This is a genomic window from Shewanella sp. HL-SH2 (assembly GCF_051164935.1).
Lineage (GTDB): Bacteria > Pseudomonadota > Gammaproteobacteria > Enterobacterales > Shewanellaceae > Shewanella > Shewanella glacialimarina.
In genome coordinates this window covers 418,446-443,774 of sequence record NZ_CP195035.1, presented here as the reverse complement: position 1 = coordinate 443,774, position 25,329 = coordinate 418,446, and the positions used below count along the sequence as shown (strand labels likewise).

Genomic DNA, 25,329 nt, shown 5'->3' with positions numbered 1-25,329 from the left:
TTAAAGGCTGTATACATGAGCAACCCATTTACCCATATTAATGCTGACGGCAATGCCCACATGGTCGATGTGACCGAGAAAGCAGTGACTGAACGAGAAGCTCGCGCTGAAGCATTTATTGAAATGGCCCCGGCAACTCTTGAAATGATCATGAGCGGCAGCCACCATAAAGGTGACGTGTTTGCTACAGCACGTATTGCCGGTATTCAAGCGGCTAAAAAAACCGCTGACTTAATTCCTTTGTGTCACCCATTAATGCTAACAAAAGTGGAAGTTGACTTAGTCGCCGAACCTGAATTTAATCGAGTACGCATTAATAGTTTATGTAAGTTATCCGGTAAAACCGGCGTTGAAATGGAAGCATTAACTGCGGCATCAGTGGCGGCATTAACCATTTACGATATGTGCAAAGCTGTGCAAAAAGATATGGTGATTTCACAGGTTAGATTACTGGAAAAGCGAGGTGGAAAATCAGGTCACTTTAAAGCCTAAATCTTGTTGGTATCACATGATGAGTTAACCCCAGGATTGTTGTAACCCCCCATATTGTTGCTAAATTCGCTCTTGTTATTAAAACCAGTATTATCCTACGTTAATCGATATTGATAAGTGAACATAAGATTATGATCCAAATATTATTTTTTGCTCAGGTACGTGAATTATTAGGTACCGCCAAATTAGTTTTTCCTGCTAACGGTATCACCACCGCAGAATCTTTGAGACTTGCTTTAGCCGCACAAGATGACAAGTGGGCTAAAGTGATGGCGTCAGATAAATTACTGGTTGCGGTTAATCAAACCATTAGTCATTGGGATACCGTAGTTGCTGACGGTGATGAAGTGGCCTTCTTTCCGCCTGTTACAGGGGGCTAATATGACCCAGCCAGCTAAAGTGCAAGTGCAAACCGCAGACTTTAATGTAGCAGAAGAATATAACCTACTGGCCAGTGATCATAGCGACGGCGCCGTAGTGACTTTTGTGGGTAAAGTGCGAGATTTTAATGACGGTAATCCAGTGACCGATCTCACGTTAGAGCATTACCCTGGTATGACAGAAGCCGTGCTAATGCAAATTGCTCAGCAAGCAAAAGAGCGTTGGCCGCTTAATTATGTCACTATTATTCACCGTGTTGGCACTATGTCTTTAGGTGAGCAGATTGTATTTATCGGTGTGACCAGCGCCCATCGCAAAGCCGCTTTTGCAGCGTGCGAGTTTTTGATTGATTTTTTAAAGACTAAAGCGCCTTTTTGGAAGCTTGAGGCTGGCAGTAATGGCAGCAATTGGGTTGATGCCCGTGACAGTGATGAGCAAGCCGCTAAAATGTGGCAAAAAGACTAGCGGATAAAGTGATCACTATGGACGACACCAAGCAAAACAATATATTCAGTCGGTGTATTTTGACTTTGTCACCGTCTTGGCTGAGCAAAAAATGGCTATTTTATTGCTGCCTGCTGATGTCGTTCAACAGTATGACAATATTGACGGTTAATGCCGCCGACGCCCCCGCGATTGCTGTGGCGGCCAACGTTAAATTTGCGATGGATGATATTGCCAAGCAGTTTAGTCAAGATACGGGTCTTTCGGTGAGATTAAGTTATGGCTCGTCAGGTAATTTTGTATCGCAAATTTTGCATGGTGCACCATTTGAGTTGTTGCTCAGTGCCGATGAGCTTTATCCAAATAAGTTAGTTGAAGCAGGTATCACTCAAGATGCTGGCCACATCTATGCTATGGGCCGCTTAGCCTTAGCTGCCCCTAAAAACTCCCCGCTAAAGCTTGATGGACAATTGCTTGGTTTAGTTTCCTTAATCGAGTCTGGTCAATTACAGCGGTTTGCGATTGCTAATCCGGTGCATGCCCCTTATGGCGAAAGCGCTAAACAAGTACTAATAAAAAAAGGCTTATGGCAAGCCATTGAGCCGCATATCATTCTAGGTGAAAACGCTTCTCAAGCGGCGCAATTTGCCGTTAGCGGCTCAACTCAGGGCGGTATAGTGCCATTGTCATTAGTATTAACCCCTAATTTTGAACGTATAGGTCAATATGTTGCCATTGCTGATGAGCTTTATCAGCCAATTAATCAACGTATGGTATTAATGAAAACCGCCTCTAGCACAGCGCAACAATTTTATACCTATATGTTATCAAGTTCTGCACAGCAAATTTTATTACAATATGGTTTTAAAGTCCCTGAGGCATCATCCTCACAAAGCAGTATAATCTCAGCATCAAATACGATGGAGCCAGATTAATATGGATTGGCAAGCGCTGTGGCTGTCGGTCAAACTTAGCAGTGTAACTGTGTTATTTCTTATTCCATTAGCATTGTTTGTTGGACGGGCTTTGGCTTATCGCCAGTTTCGTGGCAAGTCATGGGTTGAAGCCTTGATCATGGTGCCTTTAGTGTTACCGCCAACCGTGGTGGGGTATTATTTGTTAGTGGGCATGGGTAACCAAAGTTTTATAGGCCAATGGGTTGAGCAGTTGTTTGGTCAGCAATTGGTGTTCCATTTTTCAGGCTTGGTGATTGCTTCTATATTGGTCAATATTCCCTTCGCTGTACAACCGATTCAACGTGCGTTTGAAACTATTCCCACCGATGTTCGAGATGCGGCGGACTGTTGTGGAATGAGTCGACTGACCTTATTTTTTAAAGTGGAGCTGCCTATGGTATGGCCTGGGGTATTAACCGCTTTAGTACTGTGTTTTTCCCACGTATTAGGTGAGTTTGGTGTGGTGTTGATGCTGGGTGGCAACATAGCCGGTGAAACAAAAACTATTTCTATTGCCATATATGACAGCGTGCAAGCTTTTGACTTTGATGGTGCAGGTACCATGTCTTTAGTGCTGTTATTATTTGCAATTAGCGCCTTAGCATTAACCACCAGTTTATCAAGGCGATTAGGGGGTCATCTTGGCAGTTCCGGTCGCTGATTTACATTGTGATTTATCGCAACTGCTACCCATTCCCTTAGAAGCCCATTTTTGCTGTAAAGCGGGAGAGGTCTTAGCGGTTGTTGGCCCTTCTGGCGGCGGAAAAACAACGTTATTACGCATGATTGCTGGCTTGAGTAAGCCAGAGTCGGGCAAGATAACTTATGGCGAGCAAGTGTGGTTTGACAGCCAACAAAAGGTTTATAAAACCCCACAACAGCGGCATATTGGTTATGTTCCCCAGCACTTTGGCTTATTTCCGCACCTTAGTGCCATTCAAAATGTGATGGCGGGATTAGATCATGTTCCTAAAGCAAAGCGCAAGCAGCGGGCATTAGATTGGTTGGAGCGAGTTAATCTTGAGGGATTGCCCGACCGATTACCCGCAAATTTGTCTGGTGGCCAACGTCAGCGTGTCGCCTTAGCAAGAGCCTTAGCCCGTGAGCCTGCGGTATTATTATTAGACGAGCCTTTTTCTGCAGTCGATAGGGAAACCCGCGAAAGGTTGTATATCGAACTGGCCAGATTAAAATCCCAATTAGCGATTCCAGTGATCATGGTGACCCATGATATCCATGAAGCGCAGTTACTGGCTGACCGAATGATTTTGATTAGCCAGGGGCAAATGTTACAGCAGGGCAAGCCTTTTGAGGTGCTATCTCATCCGCGTAATGAAGCCGTTGCCAGGCAAATGGGATTACGTAATATTTTTGATGCAAAAGTCATCGCCCAGGAACCGGGACGTAATATGACCTGGCTAGCTTTTGGCGAGCATCAAATAGCGATCGAAAACGCACCTAAAATGACTATTGGCCAGCAAGTGCGCTGGGTGATCCCTAATCAGGGTATTCGATTTAATGCCATTACCAGCGGTCGCTTATGTAAAAGTATTAATAAATTAGATGTTGAAATAGAGTCTTTACTGGTGATGGGCGAATCTGTTCGGGTTATTGCCCGTATTGCTGGCGTTGAGCAAGTCATTAATGCGGATATCCCAACGCATTTATGCGATAAACTCGCATTAGTTCAAGGTCAGAAAACCACAGTGGCATTGAAGTCTGATCAAATCCAAATTTTACAAACTTAAACTTAAACTTAAACTTAAACTTAGAGCCTGTGGATTGCCATTTTATGCTGTTTGAATGCCCCAAAAGCCTTAAAAGCTAAAGTTTCGCTTGCTTGCATGATCAATTATTAATCTTACATTTCTTGGGTCTTTAGTAGGACTTAGGTAAAGTATCACGGTACGCATTCTTTTATATTCGAGGCTTAAAATGGTTCGGCTGCTTTTTGCACTGTACTTGTTCCCTTTTGTGTCGATGGCCACACCATCAATACAATCATTACTTTCCCAAGAAGGCTTGTTAACGCCCATTTCTGTGATGGAACATTGGGAGCAACAGGACAAGGGAACCTTGTGTGGCTTTGGCCTCAATATTGAAGACGACCAGCTAGTTTATCAGCTGTCTGCAATTAATACTGAATCGAAACGGCTTTATCAATTTGAATTTAGTGCCCAAAATGGTGCGCTGCTTGAAGAAGCCAGCGAGCCCTATGAGGGGCGCGACATTGAACTACTTCATGCAGTTAGTTTGATGCGTGAAAAAAATATTTCTTTCTCTTCTTTAGTGAGCTTAGCTACGCTTAATCAAAGCGGTTTTTTATTGCAGGCTGATTTAGACCACGACCTATCAATTAGTTATCTTGAATTACAAATGCTCAATAACGAAGCCAAAAAAATCATCGCTTTCGATATTGAGAATCTCCGTCCATTACCACTACTTAAATGGGATTAATTGCGACTATGACTATGCGTATTTTGATCGTTGAAGATGATGCCACAACATTGAAATATGTGGCAGAAGGGTTTACCGCGCAACAGTATAGTGTTGATAGTGCTACAGATGGCCAAGAAGGGCTAACACTGGCTAAACATAATCAATATGATCTAATTGTGCTAGATAGAATGTTACCCAAACTTGATGGCTTGACCTTGTTGTCAGCGCTGCGTACTAGCGGTAATAAAACACCGGTGTTAATTTTATCTGCCTTAAGCCACGTTGATGAGCGAATTAAAGGCTTACGAGCGGGGGGGATGATTACATGACCAAACCCTTTGCATTTGCTGAGCTATTGGTGCGCGCAGAAAAGCTAGCCCAACGAAATGTAGTTGCGCCAACGACCACAGATCTCGAGGTCGGCGGTCTTAAAATGGAGTTGTTGACTCGAAACGTTACCTTAGATGACAAAGAGTTAATGCTACAACCTAAAGAGTTTCAATTACTTAAATATTTGATGGAACATCCTAATCAGGTAATTAGCCGTACTTTATTGTTTGAAGCAGTTTGGGATTATCATTTTGATCCCCGCACCAATGTGATTGATGTGCATATTGCTAAGCTGCGTCGTAAGTTTGAAGAACTGGGACACGGTGAGTTAATTGAAACCATAAGAGGTGCTGGATATCGTCTTTGCAAAGGGCATTAAGCCTTACCAAAGTAGCGCTTGGCGTATCACATTAATTTTCTCTACTTTAGTGACAATTTTAATTGTGATGCTGATTTCTAGCTTATACAGACAACTGATTATCGAGCAAGAAAATCAAGTCGATAATCACCTAGCTGCTGAGATGCAACGTTATCAGCAATTAGCTTTGACCGTTAATCGGCGTAGCTTTGCAGCTCAAATTCAAGCATCTGATCCCAAAACCGCTTTAATTGCCTGGAAAAATAGCGTCGATATGGTCGGCGCATTAACTTTTTTACCTGACAACATGCCTCTGTTACCCGAAACGCGCCAGTTTCCCATTTTTACCGGCGGGCCAGATAAGCTGCACATTTTGACCGGCGGCTTGGCCATGACCAATTACGGCCCGGTATTAATTGCGACTCGAACGGATCAATTAGCGATGTTAATTGAAAAGTTTGTTAATGCGGCATTTTGGGCGGTCGCTTTCACATTGGGCTTAACTTTGGCGTTGGGGTATATTTTTTCTAAGGCTATTTTGCGTCGATTAGTGCAATACAATCAGCTTAGTGAACAAATTGAAGCGGGGCATTATGACACGCGATTGCCTGTCTCACGCCAGCAAGACGAGTTTGATATGTTGGCGCAGCAGTTTAACCGGGTGTTAGATACCTTAGAGCAAAACTTACGTGCCGTCCGGGGCGTAACCGACAATATTGCCCATGACCTGCGTACACCGCTGTCTCATTTACGCATAGGTATTGAGCAGCTTGCTGACAAACCTCAATCTGAGCTTGCCGATGCTCGCGCAGAGTTGCTAGAAGAGTTAGATGACTGCTTGGCCACCTTTGATGCCATGTTGTCATTAACACGAATTGAAGAAGGTCAGCAGTTACTTGATTTACAGCCGGTGCATTTACAAGAAATTTGCCAGGATTTATATGAAATGGCAGATGTGTTAGCTGAAGCCAAAGAACAACAGTTCACCATTGATTTGCGTCAAGACGTGGTGATACAAGGGGATAAACACTTGCTGTTTCAGGCATTGTTTAATTTGGTCGATAATGCGATAAAATATTCACCAGAAGGCGCTAAAATTCATATAGAACAGCATGGTAAGTGGATTAGAATTGCCGACAATGGCCCAGGTATCGCTGATGAAGATAAAGAACGCGTCTTTGAAAGACTCGTCAGACTTGACCCTAGCCGTCATTTTAAAGGCACTGGTTTAGGTTTATCTATGGTTAAAGCCATTTTATCGCGTCATCAAGCCAGTATTGAAATGTCGGATAATCACCCTGGATTATTAGTTAGTATCCATTTTAAATAAGCGAACTGTTGCGGTATGAGCATGTATCAAGTTATTAGCCAACAAGATGACTTTATTATTATCAATAAAGCCCCCAATGTGCATTTTCATAGCCAAGACGGCTCTGCCGGCGTTGTTGCCCAAGCTGAGCTTGATCTCGGTATAAAACTCTTTGCGGTACACCGTTTAGATACCCCAACATCAGGGCTACTCATCCTAGCTAAAAATCCCGAAGCCGCTAACCGTTTTACGCAGATGTTTACTGCTCATCAAATACAAAAATACTACTTAGCAATCGCCAATGGTAAGCCTAAAAAGAAACAAGGTTGGGTGATTGGTGATATGGCTAAAGCGCGCCGCAGTATGTATAAACTGTTACGCAGTAAAGATAATCCGGCTATTACTCAGTTTTATTCAACTTCAATTGGGGCAGGTATACGGGCTTACTTACTTAAACCTCACAGCGGAAAAACCCATCAACTCAGGGTGGCGTTAGCCAGTATTGGTGTGCCCATATTAGGTGATAGCCTTTATGGTGAAGCTATTGATGATCGTTGTTACTTGCATGCTTACCAATTAAATTTTTGCTATTTGGGGCAAGAATATCAATTTACACAAGCGCCACATCAAGGTCAGCAGTTCCTCGCACCAGCGATGCAAACCTGTTTGCTAAATGAATGGTTATTACCCGCTGAACTTGACTGGCCGCAAAAGCCTTAGGCTTTAGCTATTCATTGTTAGTGCATGTACAGCGCCTAGTGAGCGCAATGTGCCTTGGGTTGTTTTTTGATGTAGTAAACCCGTTGCCACATGTGTAAGCTAATACGGTAAATTAATTTATCAAAATCAGGACATAACACTATATGGATACCAACAAATTATTACTGGTAATTATTGCTATATTGTTGCCGCCAGTGGGCGTTTTTTTGAAAAAAGGCGCAGGTAAGGATTTATTGATTAATATTTTGCTGTGTATTTTCTTCTTTGTACCAGGCTTAATTCATGCGTTATGGGTTGTGTTACAAGAATAATAACAGCTTTGTAATAGTTTAATCATATTGAGTCTAGCCGTATTTTTGAGGTAACTTAACGTGTTAAGTTTACTTGAATTAAGATGTTACGGCTTTAATGATTAATACTCGCTAGCAGTATATTCAGCAAGTGCCTTTTGACTTGAGTGAGTATCAAGTTATTATTTGAAAACTATTTAAAAGTTAAATCACCATGAACCGAAAAAAGAAAATCAACCAAACTCTTAAAGCTAAAGCCAAAAAAGCCAATCAAAAACTACATACTGCGAATAAACCACAGTATGTGTCTAAAGCTGAACGGGCGTTATTAGACCAACAATCTAATCTGACCAATACTGATGCGACTTTATCTATAGCTGACAGTGTGATTACAGTTTAAACCGCTATTTAAGTTTGTTGGTTGGTGAACCGCACACCTCACAGTGGGGCTGTTTAGTCAGTTTCATTGCGCGAAACTCCATCGTCATCGCATCGATCATCAATATTCTACCCGCTAAGTGTTGCCCCATTGCAGTAATCACTTTTATTGCTTCGGTTGCTTGAATACACCCTACCAAACCGACGACTGGAGCTAGAATACCTGACTCTACGCAGGTTAGATGTTGCTCGCCAAAAAGTTGGCTGTAGCAATGATAGCAAGGTGTATTGGGTTGATAATCAAATACTGTCACCGTGCCTTCCATTCTAATCGCCGCCGCAGAAACCAGCGGTATTTGGTGCTGTAAGCAACAGTGGTTAAGTTGTTCGCGCACCGAAACATTATCGGTGCAATCTAATACTAGGCTATGGGCAGAAACGAGCGTGTTGATTTGCTCATCATCGAGTAAAGCGTTAATCGCATTAACGGTAATTAGTGGGTTGAGTTGAGTTAACGTTTGTTTGGCAGAGTGCACTTTAGCTTGACCAATATTGGCATCCTGGTGCAAAACCTGGCGTTGTAAGTTAGACAGTTCAACTGTGTCAAAATCGACCAGTGTTATTTCACCAATACCGGCTACAGCAAGATACTGGCTTGCGGCACAACCTAATCCGCCAGCGCCTATAATCAGTACCTTAGCTAATTTAAGTTTTTCTTGGCCATCAATATCCATTGCTTTAATCGATATTTGGCGACTGTAACGCAGCATTTCGTTGTCTGACAATATCTCGTCGTGACACAAATTATCACTGATAGCGTTATCTTCGGATTGGCTCATATCAACTCCTAAGTTAACACATGATTAAAGGGTTCTACTGTGACCATAGAGCTAGCCTCAGTATCACCTTGGAATTGAGCTAAGTTGATAAAGCAGTTAGCAATACTCATTGACGTTAACATACCAGAGCCTTGCCCACCGGTAGTAGATACTTCAAGTTCACCTTGGGTGTTTTGAGTTAATACACCACGTTGATATTCAACACGCCCCGGGTGTTTGCGAATAGGGGTGAGTAATTTTGCCTGATAAGTTAGCGGAGTTTTATGGGGTAAACCCTGCATTTTATTTAAGATAGGCCACACCAATTTATAGAAAGTGACCATAGATGAAACCGGATTGCCGGGTAAGCCACAAAACACAGCCTTACCTAACTTACCAAAAGCAAAAGGTTTACCAGGTTTTATCGCCAGTCTCCAGAAGGTGATTTGACCTTCTTCGGATAGAATTTGTTTAGTGTAATCCGCATCACCCACCGACACCCCACCAGAGGTTATTACCATGTCGGCACATTCGGCAGCATCTCTAAATGCAGCGCGAATCGCTTCTTTATCATCTTCAATGACGCCTAAGTCTATCCATTCGACATTCGCTTTGGCCATGAGTCCCTGAATCGAATAGCGATTTGAATCATAAATTTGTCCTGGCGCAAGCTCTGTACCAACCGGGCGAAGTTCATCGCCAGTAGAAAAGAAGGCGACTTTTATAACGCGTTTCACTCTGACTTTACTGATGCCTATTGTTGCCAGTACGCCCATTTCGGCGGCTCTAATTTGTGTTCCCTTAAATAATACTTTGGTGCCAGCGGTAAGCTCTTCACCGCGATATCGTACATTTGCCCCATGCTTGCCTGGGTGGGTAATCGTAATTTCTTCACCATTAGTCACCGCCTTTTCCTGCATTTGCACGGTATCGTAACCCTGTGGCACAGGTGCACCTGTCATGATCCGAATACAGGTATTTGCGGTAACTTTACCGCGATAAGGGTGACCAGCAAATGAGCTGCCAACTAAAGTGAGTGTGGTTTCTGACTTGTTTGGTGTTAAGTCCGCAAATCGCATTGCGTAACCGTCCATCGCAGAATTATTAAAAGGAGGTAAGTCTAAACCTGACGCAAGATCTTCTGCTAATACTCGTCCGATAGAGTGTGATAACTCAACTACTTCAGAGTCTTCAGTGGCTTCAACTTGTTCAAGTAGCTGTAGCATAGCGTCATCTGGGTGTAATAACGTAGGTTGAGCACAAGGGTCTTGAGTTGCTATCATCAGATATTCCTTTAAAAGCAGGGTTGTCATCACCAAGTGGTGAGAAGATAAAATTGTCGGTTAGTATGCCATGATAATCGTAGTGTTTTATGATCCAACTTAAGGTTTTTAGCAAATATGCAGCAAAAAAAATCAGCAAAAGATTGGTTTTTATACATAATTAAGTGTGCCAATGGGCATTTATACACAGGGATAACCACTGATGTCGCTCGACGTTTCTCTGAGCATCAGTCATCAGGCCCTTTGGCTGCAAAGTACCTTAAAGGTAAAGGTCCACTAACATTGGTGTATCAAGAGTCATTGAGCTGCCGCAGCAGTGCGACCAAGCGTGAGATAGCAGTAAAAAAATTGCCTAGACATCAAAAGCTAACATTAATTAATCGATTTGATACGTAATGTTATAATGAAATAATCAATAGAATTAGTAAGCTTTAGGCGGTCTCAATTTTTATTAATGATTATGGTAGCGTATTCCTGTTGCGGCTGATGGTGATGTTAAGCGTGAGCACTAATTATCATGTAATTTCATTTAACATTAGCAAACCTTAGCTATCGCGTAGATTGACCTTATTCGCCATCGATGTTTTCAATGGCGATATTTTCGTGTTTATTGGACTTCTCTTAAGACTGGATACACTTGATATTGTTGATCGTAATATGGGCTGCGCTCATAAAACCAACGCAATCTTGCATCACTGTCACTGGCAAAGCTTTCATCTTCTAATGCCTGCTCAAATTCAGCTTTTAACTGTGGATTTTGTGCGAGCATTTTTACCGCTAAAGGCTCTACAGCATAATCTTCAATGTATTCAGTACGAGTAAAAATGGTGTTGAAAAATCCCCAGAAAAATAATGAATCCTCAGCCTGTGGCTCAAGCAACAATATGGCTAAGTTGCCAAGTGGTTGTGCGGTATTAATTTTAATTGTACCAGCTTCGAGTGTGACTTTTACTTTGTCACTGATGGTATCGGCCATTACTGTTTGACGGCTTTCATAATCCTGTTGGCCAAATTTAGGGTGCTCAAAGCGATACTGCTCGGCGGTGATCGTTATCGGCTTAACCAAGCTGGTCATTTCTATACCGTGTAATGCTAATTTTTCAATCACGGCTGTCCATTGTGGCGGAATATAATAGGCGTTGGGTCGAGTCACCTGGATGTCAGCTTTCGTATTGCCTATAACAGGCAGGTCTTTATAAAGCTTGGGCTCTGCGGTCCAGCGCACCACATTTGCGCCGCTGATAGCACTTTTTTCAAGCTTGTAATCAATACCTTTAAAGTCCCATGTTGCTTGGGGCTCATCTTTCCAAGTTAATACTATATTACTGGCAAGCCGTTGTTGATCCTGACGAATAGCCGCCGATAAGGTTTTACTGTGTTCTCCTACCGTTTTTAAGGTTTGCTCTAACATTACATAGGTGCCTAAAACGCGTTGTTTAAACGGTTTTAAGCTGTGATTTTCAATTAAGATTGTCGGTAAATGTCGTGCGTCACCATAACCATTTGAAAAACGCGGGCTTGGGTTCCAGTAAGACACACCTTTGTGCATGTCGGTATTGTCATTGGCAAATATCAGTTTACCTGGAATATGATCATTGGCTGACAAAGCTGATTCAATTTCTGGTCTATAAGTGCTATCCAGCCATGCAAATATCTGTGGGCTAGCACCTTGCTTAACGTTATAGCCAAAGGTGACATCATATTGATAGTCAATGCCGTCGGTGACATGCACATCAATATACAGGTCAGGTTGCCATTGGTTAATGACGCTTAACACATGCTGCATTTCAGGCGCATCTGCTTTTACGTAATCTCGGTTTAAATTAAGATTTGTCGCTGTTGTGCGCCAGCCCATATTGATGGGGCCGCGTTGATTTACGCGACTATATTGGCTGCTTCGCTCATGGGCATCAACCGACAGAATAGGAATAAAAAGCAGGTTTGTATTGTCTAATAAGGCTTTTTTGTTGCCATGGGCTATGTCGCGCAGCAACATCATGCCAGCATCTTTACCGTCTATTTCACCAGAGTGAATACCTGCTTGTACCAGCACAGTGGGTTTATTGTTTTCGCTTAATTGATCAGAGGTTGCAGCGCCGTTTTGAGAGGCGATAATCATCCAAATATCTCGCCCTTGCGGACTTTTGCCTATACTGACTTTTTTAAGCATTGAGCTACTTTGCACAAGTTTGTCAAACCAACTTACTGTGTCGGCATAACTGGGGCTGCTAAGATAATTTTGTTGTTCAAATGGCGTTACCCATGGGTGATCATTTGCCACCAACAATGACTCACTCTTACCTTGCCAGGCATGCATTGGCGGCAAAATAGCATCATTAATAAATTGCGCATTTGAGTGTGTATCGGCAAAACATGCTGTCGACAGTAACATCGCGGCAATACTGGTTGATAAAGCTAATCTGTGCATCGTGGCTCGCTTAATATTATTCTTATGAGTTTGAACAGTTTAAAATATTACTTATCATAGCAACGTTTTGGGTGAAATAACCTAGATGTTAAAGCTTGTTACAAAGTTATTAACTTGGCTAATCAGGTACACCTATAGCGGCCGGTGAAGATTAACCCAATAGCCTATTTAATAGGGTAAGTCTGATGATGTTAATCAGAATAGGTTGTTGGTGAGACAGGTTTAAACGGGTAGCGAAAGGGTAAAAAATAAGCCCTAACTAGGTTAGGGCTTATTGGCGGTTAAAATAGTAACCTAAAGCAAGGGGAGTTAAGCTTTAGGTCCAGCATTTTTAATCGCATCTGACACATCGTATTTAACAAAGTTTGCCGCAAACTCTTGGGCAATTTGTTGGGCATACTTATCGTATTCAGCTTTATCAGCCCAAGTGTTAACTGGGTTAAGTAACTTACTATCAACACCGGTAATTGCAACGGGTACCGCTAAATTCAATTTTTCGATATGAACTGTTTCAACATCTTTTAGTTCACCACTAACAATAGCATCAACAATGGCACGCGTTGTTGGTATATCAAAACGCTTACCAACACCATGTGGACCACCTGTCCAGCCTGTATTAACTAAATACACTCGGCTACCGAATGATTCAATACGCTTCATTAACAGTTCAGCGTACACGCCCGCTGGGCGAGGGAAGAAAGGCGCACCAAAACAGGTTGAAAATGTTGATTGAATCGCAGCAGTAGAGCCCATTTCAGTTGAACCCACTTTAGCCGTGTAACCTGACAAGAAGTGATAGGCAGCTTGCTCTTTAGTCAGTATTGAAACTGGCGGTAATACACCAGAGACATCACAGGTTAAAAACACCACTGAGTTTGGCTCTGCGCCACAGTTTTCTTCTTTACGTTGGGCAATATGCTCAAGAGGATAAGCTGCACGGCTGTTTTCGGTTAAGCTGGTATCTGAATAGTCAGGCACGCGGTTAGCATCTAATACGACGTTTTCAAGCACGGTACCAAAACGAATAGCATCCCAAATAACAGGTTCATTCTTTTGGCTTAAATCGATACATTTGGCGTAACAGCCGCCTTCAATGTTAAACACGCCACCCGGTGCCCAACCATGTTCGTCATCACCAATTAAGAAACGTTTTGGATCGGCTGACAAGGTGGTTTTACCTGTGCCTGATAAACCAAAAAATAGGGTAGTATCGCCATCATGACCCACGTTTGCCGAGCAGTGCATTGGTAACACGCCTTTGGCTGGTAGCAGGAAGTTTTGCACCGAGAACATCGACTTCTTCATTTCACCGGCGTATTTAAGACCTGCTAACAAGACTTTACGCTCTGCAAAGTTAAGGATAACTGTCGCTTCTGAGTTGGTGCCATCACGCTCTGGCACACAAACAAAGCCTGGCGCATTGATTATTTGCCAAACGTCTTTGTTGCCACGGTTAAAGGTCTCTGGCGTGATAAATAAATTACGTGCGAATATCTGGTGCCATGCATATTCGGTAGTGACTTTTATCGGTAAATAATGGTCATCATCTGCGCCCACTTCAAGTTCAGACATAAACAACTCTTTGTCTGCTAGGTAAGCTTCTACACGGCCCCATAACGCATCAAATTTTCCTGCATCAAATGGGCGGTTAACTTTGCCCCATTCAATTTCACTTTCTGAGCCTGATTCTTTAACAATAAAACGATCGTTAGGTGAACGTCCTGTTCTTTCGCCCGTTTTTGCCACTAATGCACCGTTTGCGGTAAGTTGACCTTCGCCACGAAGAAGCGCTATTTCAACAAGTTGCGCAGTTGTCGGATTAAGGTGAACGCGGTTTGATACATCCGCCATAGTGTAAATCTCCAATTTTATAGGTCGTTTTCGCTCTAAAGCATAAGAAAGAGGTTTTCTGAAAGACTATTATTATATGTCTATGCCGTTCAGATGCTTGATTGTAACGTATGTTGCAAGCGGGGTAACGAACAGTTTGGTAATTTTTTTGAAAGTTTTTCAGGTTTGTCTATTTTTTGCTGAGAACAAAGGTCAAAAAAGGCGCATTTAGCGCCTTTTTTGTGAAACCCTTTCAGCTTTTTTTACGTGGTGAGGTTACTGTGCAGTGTCGTTGCTTGGGCTTATGGCATAAATGGAGGCGATGTCGATGCGGTCAAAGGTGTACATTATTGAGCAGTATTCGCAGTTCATATCAATTTTACCTTCCTCAGCTAAAATCTGCTCCACTTCAGTCTGTGGAATAGTACGAATAGCTGCTGAGGTACGTTCGCGTGAACAACTGCATTTAAATGTCACATTTACAGGATCAAATAAACGCACTTCTTCTTGATGATATAAGCGATGTAGCACTTGTTCAGCGTCAAGGGTGAACAATTCATCAGCTTTAATTGTGGCAGTAATTGCTGATAAGTGCTCATAGTCTTCATTTTCAGCTGATTTAGAAGGTAATACCTGTAACAACATTCCCGCCGCTTGTTGACCGTTGGCAAAAAGCTGAATTTGAGTCGGTAGCTGCTCTGACTGGTTAAAGTATTCTTCTAAACAGGCCGCCATATTCGAGTGGTCTAATGACACAATACCTTGATAACGCTCACCTTCATCCGGTGTTAGGGTTATCACCATATAGCCTTTGCCCATCATATCTTGCAGGCTAGCATCAGCGGCAATATCACCTTTCCAGCGTGAAACGCCGCGTAATACTTGCTTGTTATTGCCATTAATGACCGCTAATGATACTGGGCCGTCACCTTGTAACTGGACGCTGATATCACCAGAAAATTTAATTGTGGCTGTCAGTAAAGAGGTTGCTGCCATCAATTGACCTAATAAATGCTGAACCGCTACAGGATAATCATGGGCGGATAGTACTTGTTGGTAACAATCTTGTAATTGAACAATTTCACCACGGACATCAGCGTTATCAAACAGGTAGCGGTGTAATATATCGTTAGTCATCACGTATCTCTTCTGTAATAAGTCGATTAATTGATTAATCGTCTAATTCTATAATTCTTTGAAGCGCATAAGCTGTCTGCGCTGTTTTTTATCCGGTTTATGGTCTGGAACCGGATTGTTTAGCATGTTCAATCGTCTTGCTTCGGCGTTAAACTCACGTTTAATAATGCTTTGTTCGGTTTCTTGATAAAGTGTTTGGGCAATTTCAGCACCTTGTCGTTGCTCCGATAACTTTACAATAACAACTTCTCTATCGTCGTGACCTTGGCGAATGCGTATTTTACAACCCAGCTCAGCATTCTTACTGGATTTAGTACGTTGTCCATTGTAATGTACTTTGCCGCCATTAATCATGTCTTTGGCTAATGCGCGGGTTTTGTAAAAACGAGCTGCCCAAAGCCATTTGTCGAGCCTAATAGTGGATTTATCGGACTTATTGTCTTTCAAAGCGCCTCCCTAAACTGGACTGAGTTCACAAGCTGATTCATTTTACCGTCATATCGATAAAGTATCATCGTAAAAAGCGGCCGACCTCACACCCTTTTCTGGCGCGTAAAGTTAGCATATTTGGGCGTATTTCGCCAATTGATCTGCTCTGGGCTTGTTGCTTATTGCTGTGTGAGTTAGCATGGGTAGCTATAACTAAATTACAACATAAAACAGAGGCCTGTACTGTAAAAGTATAGAGGGTCCAAAACCTATGGATTTATTAGATAAACTGATCACTAAAGCTGCCGTTATTCCTCACAAACAAGTGAGTAATATCGTCTTTGGCTTAGGTCTTATAATTGTGTTGCTGCTTGCTGCACAAATTACATGGAAGTTAATGCCCGTGTCTGATAATCAGGCAAATTGGCAACCCTCTCCTGTGTCGGCCTCTTCCGCCAAGCGTGTGGAGCTTGATGCTGTGCGCAATTTATTATTGTTTGGTCAAGTTAATAACAATAATAGTCGGCCTAAGGCAGAGGTCGTTGAGCAAATCACTGACGCACCTAAAACCAATTTATCAATTTTATTAACGGGTGTGGTTGCATCAACATCAGAGCGACATGGCCTGGCTGTTATTGAATCTAGCGGCAACCAAGACACCTACAGCCTTGGCGATAAAATTAAAGGGACGTCTGCTTCACTTAAAGAAGTCTACGCCGACCGCATCATTATTACTAACTCGGGGCGCTATGAAACCTTGATGTTAGATGGCTTAGCATACACCACGCAAAGTAATGTTAATCAGCAGCTCCAGCAGGCTAAAATTAACTCGCGTGATGTTAGGCAAGTGGACATGCGCAACAGTGAGCTTTCTGCTGAATTGGCTCATTCACGTGATGAGTTGCTGTCTGACCCAAGTAAAATTACCGATTATATTGCCATTTCCCCCGTTCAAAGAGACGGAGAAATAGCCGGGTATCGTTTAAATCCAGGTAAAGATGCGGAACTGTTTAAACAGGCAGGGTTCCAACCGAGTGATTTAGCTAAATCAATTAACGGATTTGATCTGACCGAAATGAGTCAGGCATTAGAAGTGATGGCGCAGTTGTCTGAACTGACAGAAATGTCGGTGATGGTCGAACGCGAAGGACAATTGGTCGAAATCATGTTTAGTTTGCCACAATAATTAGTGGCATTAGGGGAATAAGAATAATGAATAACAAAGGACTTCGACACAAGATTATTGCAGGCATGATTGCTGGTGCTGCGATGCTCGCTTCCCATGGCGCTTGGTCGGAACAATATGCTGCCAACTTCAAAGGAACTGACATACAAGAGTTTATTAATATTGTCGGTAAAAACCTGAATAAAACTATTATTGTCGATCCTACAGTGCGCGGTAAAATTAATGTGCGTAGTTATGATCTGTTAAATGACGATCAGTATTACCAGTTTTTCCTCAATGTGCTGCAAGTCTATGGTTATGCCGTGGTTGAAATGGAAAACCATGTCATTAAAGTCATTAAAGATAAAGACGCTAAAACTGCTGCAATTCGTGTTGCTGATGACTCTACTCCTGGCTTAGGTGACGAAATGGTGACGCGTATTGTGGCGCTATACAATACCGAAGCTAAGCAGCTTGCACCGCTATTGCGCCAATTAAATGATAACGCGGGTGGCGGTAACGTTGTTAACTATGACCCATCAAACGTATTAATGATTTCGGGGCGAGCCGCTGTTGTTAACAAGTTGGTGGATATTGTGCGCCGCGTTGACAAACAGGGTGATACCGCAGTTCAAGTGGTGTCATTAGAGTTTGCTTCGGCGGGTGAAATTGTTCGTATCATTGACACCCTTTACCGTTCAAGTGCTAATCAATCACAATTACCTGGCCAAGCACCTAAAGTGGTTGCCGACGAGCGCACCAATGCTGTGATTGTCAGCGGTGATGAAAAAAGTCGTCAACGCGTAGTTGAGTTAATTAAGCGTTTAGATGCAGAACAAGCGAATACTGGTAATACTAAAGTACGTTATTTACGTTATGCCAATGCGGAAGATTTAGTCGAAGTATTAACCGGTTTTGCGCAAAACTTACAAAGTGATAAAGACGGTGCTCAACAAGCTGGTGGCAGTAAGCGCCGTAGCGAAATTAATATTATGGCCCACGCTGACACCAATGCCTTGGTGATCAGTGCTGAACCCGATCAAATGCGCACCATCGAAAGCGTGATAAACCAACTCGATATTCGCCGAGCACAGGTATTGGTTGAAGCTATTATCGTTGAAGTTGCCGAAGGCGATGATGTTGGTTTTGGCATTCAATGGGTTACCGAAGCCGGTGGCGGCACTCAGTTTAATAACCTAGGCCCAACGATTGGTGAGATTGGTGCGGGTATATGGAATGCACGCGAACAAGAAGGTACTTTTATTACTAATCCAAGTACAGGTGAGGTAATTGGTCAAAACCCAAGTTCTCAGGGCGATATTACTTTACTTGCACAGGCTTTAGGCAAAGTAAATGGCATGGCCTGGGGCGTTGCTATGGGTGACTTTGGAGCACTTATTCAAGCGGTATCAAGTGACACTAATTCAAACGTGTTGGCAACGCCGTCAATTACCACTCTTGATAACCAAGAAGCCTCGTTTATTGTTGGTGATGAAGTACCTATTTTAACCGGCAGCCAAAATTCCAGTAACGGTAACAGTAACCCTTTTCAAACCGTTGAACGTAAAGAAGTGGGCGTTAAATTAAAAGTCGTACCGCAAATTAACGAAGGGACTTCGGTTAAGCTAACGATTGAGCAAGAGGTGTCAGGCATTAACGGTAAAACCGGTGTTGATGTGACCTTTGCGACTCGCCGCTTAACTACGACTGTTATGGCTGATTCTGGTCAAATTGTGGTACTGGGTGGCTTAATCAGTGAAGAAGTTCAAGAAAGCGTGCAAAAAGTGCCGTTTTTAGGTGATCTGCCTATTATTGGTCATCTCTTTAAATCGTCTTCAAGCGGTAAGAAAAAGAAAAATCTAATGGTGTTTATTAAGCCAACCATTATCCGTGACGGTATCACCATGGAAGGCATAGCGGGTCGTAAGTATAACTATTTCCGTGCACTGCAACTTGAACAGCAACGTGGCGGTATCAACTTAATGCCTGACTCTAATGTGCCAATTTTGGACGAGTGGGATCAAGACACTTATGTTCCGGATGACGTTAACCAGGTACTTGAACGTTATAAAAATGGTAAAGGGTTAGAAACCCAAATGCGTGAAACTGACCCGGCATTAAGAAGCATTAATGAAAGCAAACAAACAAATGATCTAAATGATAGTGAGCAAAATGATGACTGATATCGCAGCGGATCCGTTGGCGCAGGCATCTCAAGAGTTAGCGCTAGAAGTGGAAGGCGATGAGGTCTTCCACTCTAATAGCAAAGAGCGACTACCGTTCACGTTTGCCCACCGTTTTCAATTGGTGCTGGCTAAACAAGATGAGCTGTTGTCGTTGTTTTACACTGAGGCGACCCCTATTGAAGCCATGCTTGAGGCGCGTCGTTATACAGGACAAGATTTACCCTTATTCAAATTGGAAAAAACCACTTTTGAAGCTAAGTTAACCCAAGCTTATCAGGCCAATTCGTCAGAAGCACAACAGCTTATGGAAGATATTGGTAACGAGATGGACTTGTTTACCTTAGCTGAAGAGTTGCCTCAAACAGAGGATTTGCTCGAAGGTGATGATGATGCGCCAATCATTAAGTTGATTAACGCTTTGTTATCCGAAGCCATTAAAGAAGAAGCCTCTGATATCCATATTGAAACCTATGAGAAACAACTTATTGTTCGTTTCCGTATTGACGGTGTGTTGAAGGAAGTTTTAAAACCAAACCGCAAGTTATCTTCTTTACTAGTGTCACGTATTAAAGTGATGGCACGATTAGATATTGCCGAAAAACGTGTACCACAAGATGGACGTATTTCGCTGCGTATTGCTGGACGTGCGGTCGATGTACGTGTTTCGACCATGCCATCAAGTCATGGCGAACGTGTGGTGATGCGTCTGTTAGATAAAAATACCGGTAACCTTGATTTACAGCAATTGGGCATGACACCCGGTATTCGCGAGCAATTCGATCAACTTATTCGTAAGCCCCATGGCATTATTTTGGTGACCGGTCCAACAGGTTCAGGTAAAAGTACTACCTTGTATGCTGGCTTGACTGAAATCAACTCCAAAGACACCAATATCTTAACCGTTGAAGATCCTATCGAATATGAATTAGAAGGTGTAGGCCAAACTCAGGTTAACAATAAAGTCGACATGACGTTTGCCCGAGGTTTACGCGCCATATTACGTCAAGACCCCGATGTGGTAATGATAGGCGAAATCCGCGACTTAGAAACCGCGCAAATTGCCATACAAGCATCACTTACGGGTCACTTAGTGATTTCAACCTTACATACCAATACCGCTTCTGGTGCTATTACGCGTCTGCAAGATATGGGCGTAGAACCTTTTCTGGTTTCATCTAGTTTACTGGGCGTATTAGCGCAGCGACTTATTCGTACCTTATGCCCTAAATGTAAAGAATCGCATGTGCCCGATGAGCGTGAACGTGAACTTTTAGGCATAACCGCCAATGACACACGGGTTATATTCCGTGCCAAAGGGTGTAAAGCCTGTGGCGAAAATGGTTATCGTGGCCGTACCGGCATTCATGAACTGCTGGTGGTTGATGATAACGTGCGTGAACTTATTCACGGTGGCCGTGGTGAGTTAGCCATTGAAAAATATGTCCGTAAAACCATCCCAAGTATTCGTCATGACGGCATGAGTAAAGTGCTGGCAGGCTTAACGACATTAGAAGAAGTACTACGCGTCACTCGCGAGGAATAATCAATGGCAGCGTTTGAATACAAAGCCCTTGATAAAAAAGGCAAGCAACAAAAAGGGGTGATAGAAGCCGACTCGGCGCGTCATGCCCGTAGTCAATTACGTGAGCAACGCCTAATGCCGGTAGAAATACAGCAAGTGGCAGACAAAGAGGCTCGTTCACAAAGTGGCGGTTTTAGTTTTGGTAACTTATTTAAGAAACGTATTTCTGTCGCGGAATTGGCGTTAATTACCCGACAAATTGCCACCTTAGTTGCCGCGGGTTTACCGATTGAAGAAGCCTTAAAAGCTGTGGGGCAACAATCTGAAAAAGCCCGTTTAGGTAATATGATTATGGCGGTTCGCTCACGGGTGGTCGAAGGTTATAGCCTTGCTGACTCAATGGCGGAATTCCCCCATGTATTTGATGACTTATATCGCGCTATGGTGGCGTCGGGTGAAAAATCTGGCCATTTAGAAGTAGTGTTAAATCGTTTAGCCGATTACACCGAGCGCCGCCAACAATTGAAATCAAAACTGACTCAGGCAATGATTTATCCTGCGGTACTGACCACGGTTGCCATTGGCGTCATTGCGGTATTATTAGCCGCAGTCGTACCTAAAGTGGTTGGTCAATTTGAACATATGGGCCAAGAGTTACCCGGCACAACCCAGTTTTTAATTCTTGCCTCTGACTTTGTGCAAAACTACGGTTTTATTCTTGTTGGCGTGATTGTCGCCTTGTTTGTTGTACTTAAACGCTTATTAACTCAGCCAGCAATGCGGATGAAGTTTGATTCATTACTATTGAAACTTCCTGTGATTGGTAAGGTCAGTAAGAGTATCAATACCGCACGATTTGCTCGAACCCTAAGTATTTTATCCGCTAGTGCGGTGCCATTATTAGATGGTATGCGTATTTCCAGTGAAGTACTGCAAAATGTGAAAGTGCGTGCTGCCGTTGATGATGCCGGTGCTAGAGTGCGCGAAGGTACCAGTTTAGGCGCAGCATTAACCAACACTAAACTTTTTCCCGCTATGATGCTGTATATGATCGCTTCGGGTGAAAAAAGTGGCCAGCTAGAAAATATGTTAGAACGTGCGGCAGATAACCAAGACCGTGAATTTGAATCTAACGTCAACATTGCTATCGGCGTATTTGAGCCGCTGCTTGTTGTTAGCATGGCAGGTGTAGTGTTATTTATTGTAATGGCAATTTTACAACCTATTTTAGAACTCAACAATTTAATCAGCGGTTAATGCTAAAGCCTTAATCCACATAATATTAACAACACTGTTTTAGAGGAAGTATTCAATGCAAAAGCACACCAAACAACGTGGTTTTACCTTACTTGAGGTCATGGTTGTTATCGTTATTCTAGGGATTTTAGCCTCAATGGTAGTTCCCAACTTAATGGGAAACAAGGATAAAGCCGATCAGCAAAAAGCGGTATCTGACATCGTTGCACTCGAAAACGCATTAGACATGTATAAGCTAGATAACAGTGTTTATCCAACCACAGATCAAGGTTTAGATGCATTGGTTCAAAAACCGTCATCATCGCCAGAGCCACGTAACTACCGTGATGATGGCTATGTAAAACGTTTGCCACAGGACCCATGGCGCAACGAATATTTATTATTAAGCCCAGGTGAAAACGGCAAGTTAGATATCTTTAGCGCAGGTCCAGATGGTCAACCAGGTACTGAAGATGATATCGGTAACTGGAATTTACAAGATTTCCAATAAGCCATGCAAAAATATCGTCAATCTGGTTTTACGCTACTAGAAGTCTTGCTTGTTGCATTATTGATGGGGCTAGCCGCTGCGGCTGTTACCCTATCAATGGGCAGTGCTGGGCCTGAACAAGAGTTAAAAAAGCAAGCTCAACGCTTTATGGCTGCAGTAGAATTAGTACTCGATGAAACCGTGTTAAGTGGCCAATTCATTGGCATAGTGGTTGACGAAAGCGCATATCAATTTGTGTATTATAAAGATGCTAAATGGGAACCCATAGAGCAAGATAAGCTGTTATCTGTTCATGATTTAGCGCCAGGAATGACGCTTAATTTAGTGTTAGATGGTATGCCTCTTGACCAAGAGGATGAGCAACAAGACTCTTGGTTTGATGAGCCCTTTATTGACGAGCCCAGTGCTGAAGATAAAAAGAAAAATCCTGAACCTCAAATTCTGTTGTTTCCAAGCGGTGAGATGACCCCATTTGAGCTGAACTTTTCAATAAACGATGAAAACCGACAACCTATTGATGTATTAGTTGTGGGTGATGCATTAGGGCGATTATCGATAGGGCGTTTTGATGAACAACTCTAAAGGCATGACCTTACTAGAAGTGATTGTCGCCTTAGCAGTATTTTCTATTGCAGCTGTGTCAGTCACAAAAAGTTTAGGCGAGCAAATGGCTAACATGCCCATTTTAGAAGAGCGAACCTTAGGGCAATGGGTTGCCAGTAATCAAATGGTTGAGGCGCGCTTGCCGGATAAGTTTCCCGACATTGGTTCAAAAGATGGCCAAGTAGAGCTGGCCGGTGAAGAGTGGTATTGGCGTCAAGAAGTGATAAAAACCACCGATGATAATTTCAGAATGATCCGAGTCAGTGTGAGTAAAGATCAGCGTTATACCCGCATAGTGGCACAAGTGAGTAGTTATGTTCACAACCGCGGTTAAAGGCCATAAAGGTTTTACCTTACTTGAGATGCTTATTGCTATCGCTATTTTTGCGATGATTGGCCTTGCAGCAAACTCAGTGTTGTCGACCGTAATGAAAAACGATGAAGTGACCAAGGCTTTCTCCGTTCGTTTAAAAGCGTTACAACAAGGTTTTGGCGCAATTGAGCGAGATTTGGGTCAAATAGTTGCGCGTACATTTCGCGGCTTAGATGGTGAACGCAGTAACAGTTATTTTCAAAGTGGTGACAATCTACTTGAGTCAGAAACGGAAGCATTGGTGTTTTATCGGTTAGGTTGGTTAAACCCTGATGGTATTTTACCCCGAGGCAGTATCCAGTCGGTTGCCTATGTTGTGCAAGGTGGTCGCTTAGAGCGTTGGTATTATCCTTACCCAGAGCCTGAAAGTGGTGCAGAGCCATTAAAAACACTTATTATTGAAAATGTATTATCAATAGAATATTCATTTTATATTAATGATAAATGGGAGCGAAAAACCGATGGCACCACCATGCCAAAAGGGATTGCGATTAACTTAGAAATTGAGGGCTTAGGAAAAATTCAACGCCAGTTTTTATTGCCCAAAGGTGCATCAGCACCCAAACCTAGCGACAAAAATGATTCTAATAATGGATCAAACGGTAATAATGAGTCAGACAAAGATAAAGTTGACGATGGTACGAATAATGGTGATGGAACTGATGATAATGGCCGTGATGTCGGCAATGGTAATGATGGTGGACGAGGTTGATGGGGCGTCATAAGCAGCAGGGCGTAGCCATGATAGTGGTGATTTTAATTGTTGCTGTGGTAGTCACAATTGCCACTAACATCACCAGTCGCAACCAGCTCTCAATGCGTCGTACACTTAATTTAGCGCAATATGATCAGGCTTATTGGTATGCCCTGTCCGGCGAAGAGTTGGCAATGAAAGTGCTCAAACAAGACTTTGAAGATGCCGACGGTAATATCGTTCATCGCCAGCAATATTGGGCATTAGCCGACGTGATTTTTCCTGTTGAAGACGGCCAAATTGCCGGTGAAATACAAGATATGCGTGCCTGTTTCAACTTGAATGCCGTAGGGCTTGAGTCAAAAGAAGTTGAAAATGGGCAGCCAAAATTAACCTTGGCGGCTAAGCAATTTCAAGGGTTATTAATTGCCCTAGGCATGGATGAGTTTGGTGCAGAGCGTTTAACGCATACCCTAAAAGATTATATTGATGAAGATACTTTATCGGGTCCATTTGGTGCAGAAGATGCCGAATATGAGTCTCGAAAAGTACCGTATCGTGCAGCGAATACATTAATGCAGCATCGTAGTGAGCTTCGTGCAGTGCTGGGCTTTACCCAAGATATATATGTAACACTATTACCCTATATTTGTGCGATACCCGGTGATGATCGCCAATTGCTCAATGTAAATACTATTGAAGTTGAACAAGCGGCGTTAATGGTAGGCATGTTGGATAATCAGATTTCTATTGCCGATGCCGAAAATATTATTAACCAGCGACCTGCAGATGGTTTTGAAAAAATAGAAGATTTTTGGGATAACTCCTCATTTAGAGGAATAAAGTCTGAAGCGACTCTTCGTTCAAGTTTTGTGATTACGAGTGATTATTTTTTACTGCACTCAGGTGCCAAAGTAGATAATGCAATATTCAGAATGGACAGTGTATTGAAGCGCAGTGGCAATAATTTAGATGTCATCACTCGCCAGTACGGTGGCCAACAATAATAACAAACTC

At 42.8% G+C, this 25,329-nt stretch carries 27 protein-coding genes and 1 pseudogene; 22 read left to right on the top strand and 6 right to left on the bottom strand.

Features of this window, described 5'->3' with window-relative positions; all coding sequences use genetic code 11:
• Positions 1–15: 15 nt before the first annotated feature.
• From moaC to ACRWP9_RS01755, 12 genes and pseudogenes are all read left to right on the top strand, one after another.
• Positions 16–492, top strand: coding sequence for a cyclic pyranopterin monophosphate synthase MoaC (moaC, locus tag ACRWP9_RS01810; protein ID WP_434927603.1), 477 nt, complete (start codon positions 16–18; stop codon positions 490–492).
• A 131-nt stretch (positions 493–623) separates the two neighbouring features.
• The gene (moaD, locus tag ACRWP9_RS01805; RefSeq protein ID WP_434927602.1) at positions 624–872 is read left to right on the top strand and encodes a molybdopterin synthase sulfur carrier subunit; all 249 of its coding nucleotides are present in this window, start codon (positions 624–626) and stop codon (positions 870–872) included.
• 1 nt (position 873) lies between these two features.
• On the top strand, positions 874–1,338 hold the full coding sequence (moaE, locus tag ACRWP9_RS01800) for a molybdopterin synthase catalytic subunit MoaE (protein WP_434927601.1): 465 nt from the start codon (positions 874–876) through the stop codon (positions 1,336–1,338).
• A gap of 116 nt (positions 1,339–1,454) precedes the next feature.
• Complete coding sequence (gene modA / locus ACRWP9_RS01795) at positions 1,455–2,252, top strand: molybdate ABC transporter substrate-binding protein (protein ID WP_434928896.1); 798 nt, start codon at positions 1,455–1,457, stop codon at positions 2,250–2,252.
• A gap of 1 nt (position 2,253) precedes the next feature.
• Positions 2,254–2,934: a molybdate ABC transporter permease subunit gene (modB, locus tag ACRWP9_RS01790; RefSeq protein ID WP_434927600.1), complete on the top strand. Its 681-nt coding sequence runs from the start codon at positions 2,254–2,256 to the stop codon at positions 2,932–2,934.
• Positions 2,915–4,021 (top strand): ABC transporter ATP-binding protein, encoded by a 1,107-nt coding sequence (locus ACRWP9_RS01785; protein WP_434927599.1) that lies wholly within the window; start codon positions 2,915–2,917, stop codon positions 4,019–4,021. The genes modB and ACRWP9_RS01785 overlap by 20 nt, the downstream gene beginning before the upstream one ends.
• 187 nt (positions 4,022–4,208) lie before the next feature.
• On the top strand, positions 4,209–4,730 hold the full coding sequence (locus tag ACRWP9_RS01780; protein ID WP_434927598.1) for a hypothetical protein: 522 nt from the start codon (positions 4,209–4,211) through the stop codon (positions 4,728–4,730).
• A 14-nt stretch (positions 4,731–4,744) separates the two neighbouring features.
• Positions 4,745–5,421 (top strand): annotated as a pseudogene (locus tag ACRWP9_RS01775) (response regulator transcription factor).
• A 67-nt stretch (positions 5,422–5,488) separates the two neighbouring features.
• Positions 5,489–6,730, top strand: a complete 1,242-nt coding sequence (locus ACRWP9_RS01770) for a sensor histidine kinase (protein ID WP_434928894.1) — start codon at positions 5,489–5,491, stop codon at positions 6,728–6,730.
• Between the two features lie 21 nt (positions 6,731–6,751).
• Positions 6,752–7,429 (top strand): TIGR01621 family pseudouridine synthase, encoded by a 678-nt coding sequence (locus ACRWP9_RS01765; protein ID WP_434928893.1) that lies wholly within the window; start codon positions 6,752–6,754, stop codon positions 7,427–7,429.
• 143 nt (positions 7,430–7,572) lie between these two features.
• Entirely contained in the window at positions 7,573–7,740 is a 168-nt protein-coding gene (locus ACRWP9_RS01760; RefSeq protein ID WP_434927597.1) for a YqaE/Pmp3 family membrane protein, read from the top strand.
• A 193-nt stretch (positions 7,741–7,933) separates the two neighbouring features.
• Positions 7,934–8,119, top strand: a complete 186-nt coding sequence (locus ACRWP9_RS01755; protein ID WP_434927596.1) for a DUF2986 domain-containing protein — start codon at positions 7,934–7,936, stop codon at positions 8,117–8,119.
• A gap of 4 nt (positions 8,120–8,123) precedes the next feature.
• On the opposite strand, the gene moeB is transcribed toward ACRWP9_RS01755, so the two are convergent.
• Both moeB and moeA read right to left on the bottom strand, forming a co-directional pair.
• Entirely contained in the window at positions 8,124–8,936 is an 813-nt protein-coding gene (gene moeB / locus ACRWP9_RS01750; protein WP_434927595.1) for a molybdopterin-synthase adenylyltransferase MoeB, read from the bottom strand.
• Positions 8,937–8,944: 8 nt separating this feature from the next.
• Positions 8,945–10,198 carry a molybdopterin molybdotransferase MoeA gene (moeA, locus tag ACRWP9_RS01745; RefSeq protein ID WP_434927594.1) on the bottom strand — a complete coding sequence of 418 codons (1,254 nt, stop codon included), beginning with the start codon at positions 10,196–10,198 and terminating at the stop codon, positions 8,945–8,947.
• A 117-nt stretch (positions 10,199–10,315) separates the two neighbouring features.
• Between moeA and ACRWP9_RS01740 the strand changes: the two genes are divergently transcribed.
• Positions 10,316–10,594, top strand: a complete 279-nt coding sequence (locus ACRWP9_RS01740) for a GIY-YIG nuclease family protein (RefSeq protein ID WP_434927593.1) — start codon at positions 10,316–10,318, stop codon at positions 10,592–10,594.
• Between the two features lie 211 nt (positions 10,595–10,805).
• Here the strand turns inward: ACRWP9_RS01740 and ACRWP9_RS01735 are convergent, their stop codons facing one another.
• From ACRWP9_RS01735 to hslR, 4 genes are all read right to left on the bottom strand, one after another.
• Positions 10,806–12,626: a M14 family metallopeptidase gene (locus ACRWP9_RS01735; RefSeq protein ID WP_434927592.1), complete on the bottom strand. Its 1,821-nt coding sequence runs from the start codon at positions 12,624–12,626 to the stop codon at positions 10,806–10,808.
• A 309-nt stretch (positions 12,627–12,935) separates the two neighbouring features.
• Positions 12,936–14,498 carry a phosphoenolpyruvate carboxykinase gene (locus ACRWP9_RS01730; protein ID WP_434928891.1) on the bottom strand — a complete coding sequence of 521 codons (1,563 nt, stop codon included), beginning with the start codon at positions 14,496–14,498 and terminating at the stop codon, positions 12,936–12,938.
• Between the two features lie 234 nt (positions 14,499–14,732).
• On the bottom strand, positions 14,733–15,593 hold the full coding sequence (hslO, locus tag ACRWP9_RS01725; protein ID WP_434927591.1) for an Hsp33 family molecular chaperone HslO: 861 nt from the start codon (positions 15,591–15,593) through the stop codon (positions 14,733–14,735).
• A 48-nt stretch (positions 15,594–15,641) separates the two neighbouring features.
• A complete protein-coding gene (hslR, locus tag ACRWP9_RS01720; protein ID WP_226412436.1) occupies positions 15,642–16,040 on the bottom strand; it encodes a ribosome-associated heat shock protein Hsp15 in 399 nt (132 codons plus the stop codon).
• 253 nt (positions 16,041–16,293) lie between these two features.
• Between hslR and gspC the strand changes: the two genes are divergently transcribed.
• From gspC to gspK, 9 genes are read left to right on the top strand one after another with little or no spacing between them, the layout of a single operon-like run.
• Positions 16,294–17,208, top strand: a complete 915-nt coding sequence (gspC, locus tag ACRWP9_RS01715; RefSeq protein ID WP_434927590.1) for a type II secretion system protein GspC — start codon at positions 16,294–16,296, stop codon at positions 17,206–17,208.
• 26 nt (positions 17,209–17,234) lie between these two features.
• The gene (gspD, locus tag ACRWP9_RS01710) at positions 17,235–19,370 is read left to right on the top strand and encodes a type II secretion system secretin GspD (RefSeq protein WP_434927589.1); all 2,136 of its coding nucleotides are present in this window, start codon (positions 17,235–17,237) and stop codon (positions 19,368–19,370) included.
• Positions 19,363–20,916, top strand: coding sequence for a type II secretion system ATPase GspE (gene gspE, locus ACRWP9_RS01705; protein ID WP_226415791.1), 1,554 nt, complete (start codon positions 19,363–19,365; stop codon positions 20,914–20,916). Before gspD ends, gspE begins: the two co-directional genes overlap by 8 nt.
• Positions 20,917–20,919: 3 nt before the next feature.
• Positions 20,920–22,152 (top strand): type II secretion system inner membrane protein GspF, encoded by a 1,233-nt coding sequence (gene gspF, locus ACRWP9_RS01700; protein WP_434927588.1) that lies wholly within the window; start codon positions 20,920–20,922, stop codon positions 22,150–22,152.
• Between the two features lie 55 nt (positions 22,153–22,207).
• Positions 22,208–22,642, top strand: a complete 435-nt coding sequence (gene gspG / locus ACRWP9_RS01695; protein WP_434927587.1) for a type II secretion system major pseudopilin GspG — start codon at positions 22,208–22,210, stop codon at positions 22,640–22,642.
• A 3-nt stretch (positions 22,643–22,645) separates the two neighbouring features.
• Entirely contained in the window at positions 22,646–23,224 is a 579-nt protein-coding gene (gene gspH / locus ACRWP9_RS01690) for a type II secretion system minor pseudopilin GspH (protein ID WP_434927586.1), read from the top strand.
• Positions 23,211–23,579, top strand: coding sequence for a type II secretion system minor pseudopilin GspI (gene gspI, locus ACRWP9_RS01685; RefSeq protein WP_434927585.1), 369 nt, complete (start codon positions 23,211–23,213; stop codon positions 23,577–23,579). The genes gspH and gspI overlap by 14 nt, the downstream gene beginning before the upstream one ends.
• Positions 23,560–24,330, top strand: coding sequence for a type II secretion system minor pseudopilin GspJ (gene gspJ / locus ACRWP9_RS01680; protein ID WP_434927584.1), 771 nt, complete (start codon positions 23,560–23,562; stop codon positions 24,328–24,330). The genes gspI and gspJ overlap by 20 nt, the downstream gene beginning before the upstream one ends.
• Entirely contained in the window at positions 24,330–25,319 is a 990-nt protein-coding gene (gene gspK, locus ACRWP9_RS01675; protein WP_434927583.1) for a type II secretion system minor pseudopilin GspK, read from the top strand. Before gspJ ends, gspK begins: the two co-directional genes overlap by 1 nt.
• Positions 25,320–25,329: the final 10 nt, after the last annotated feature.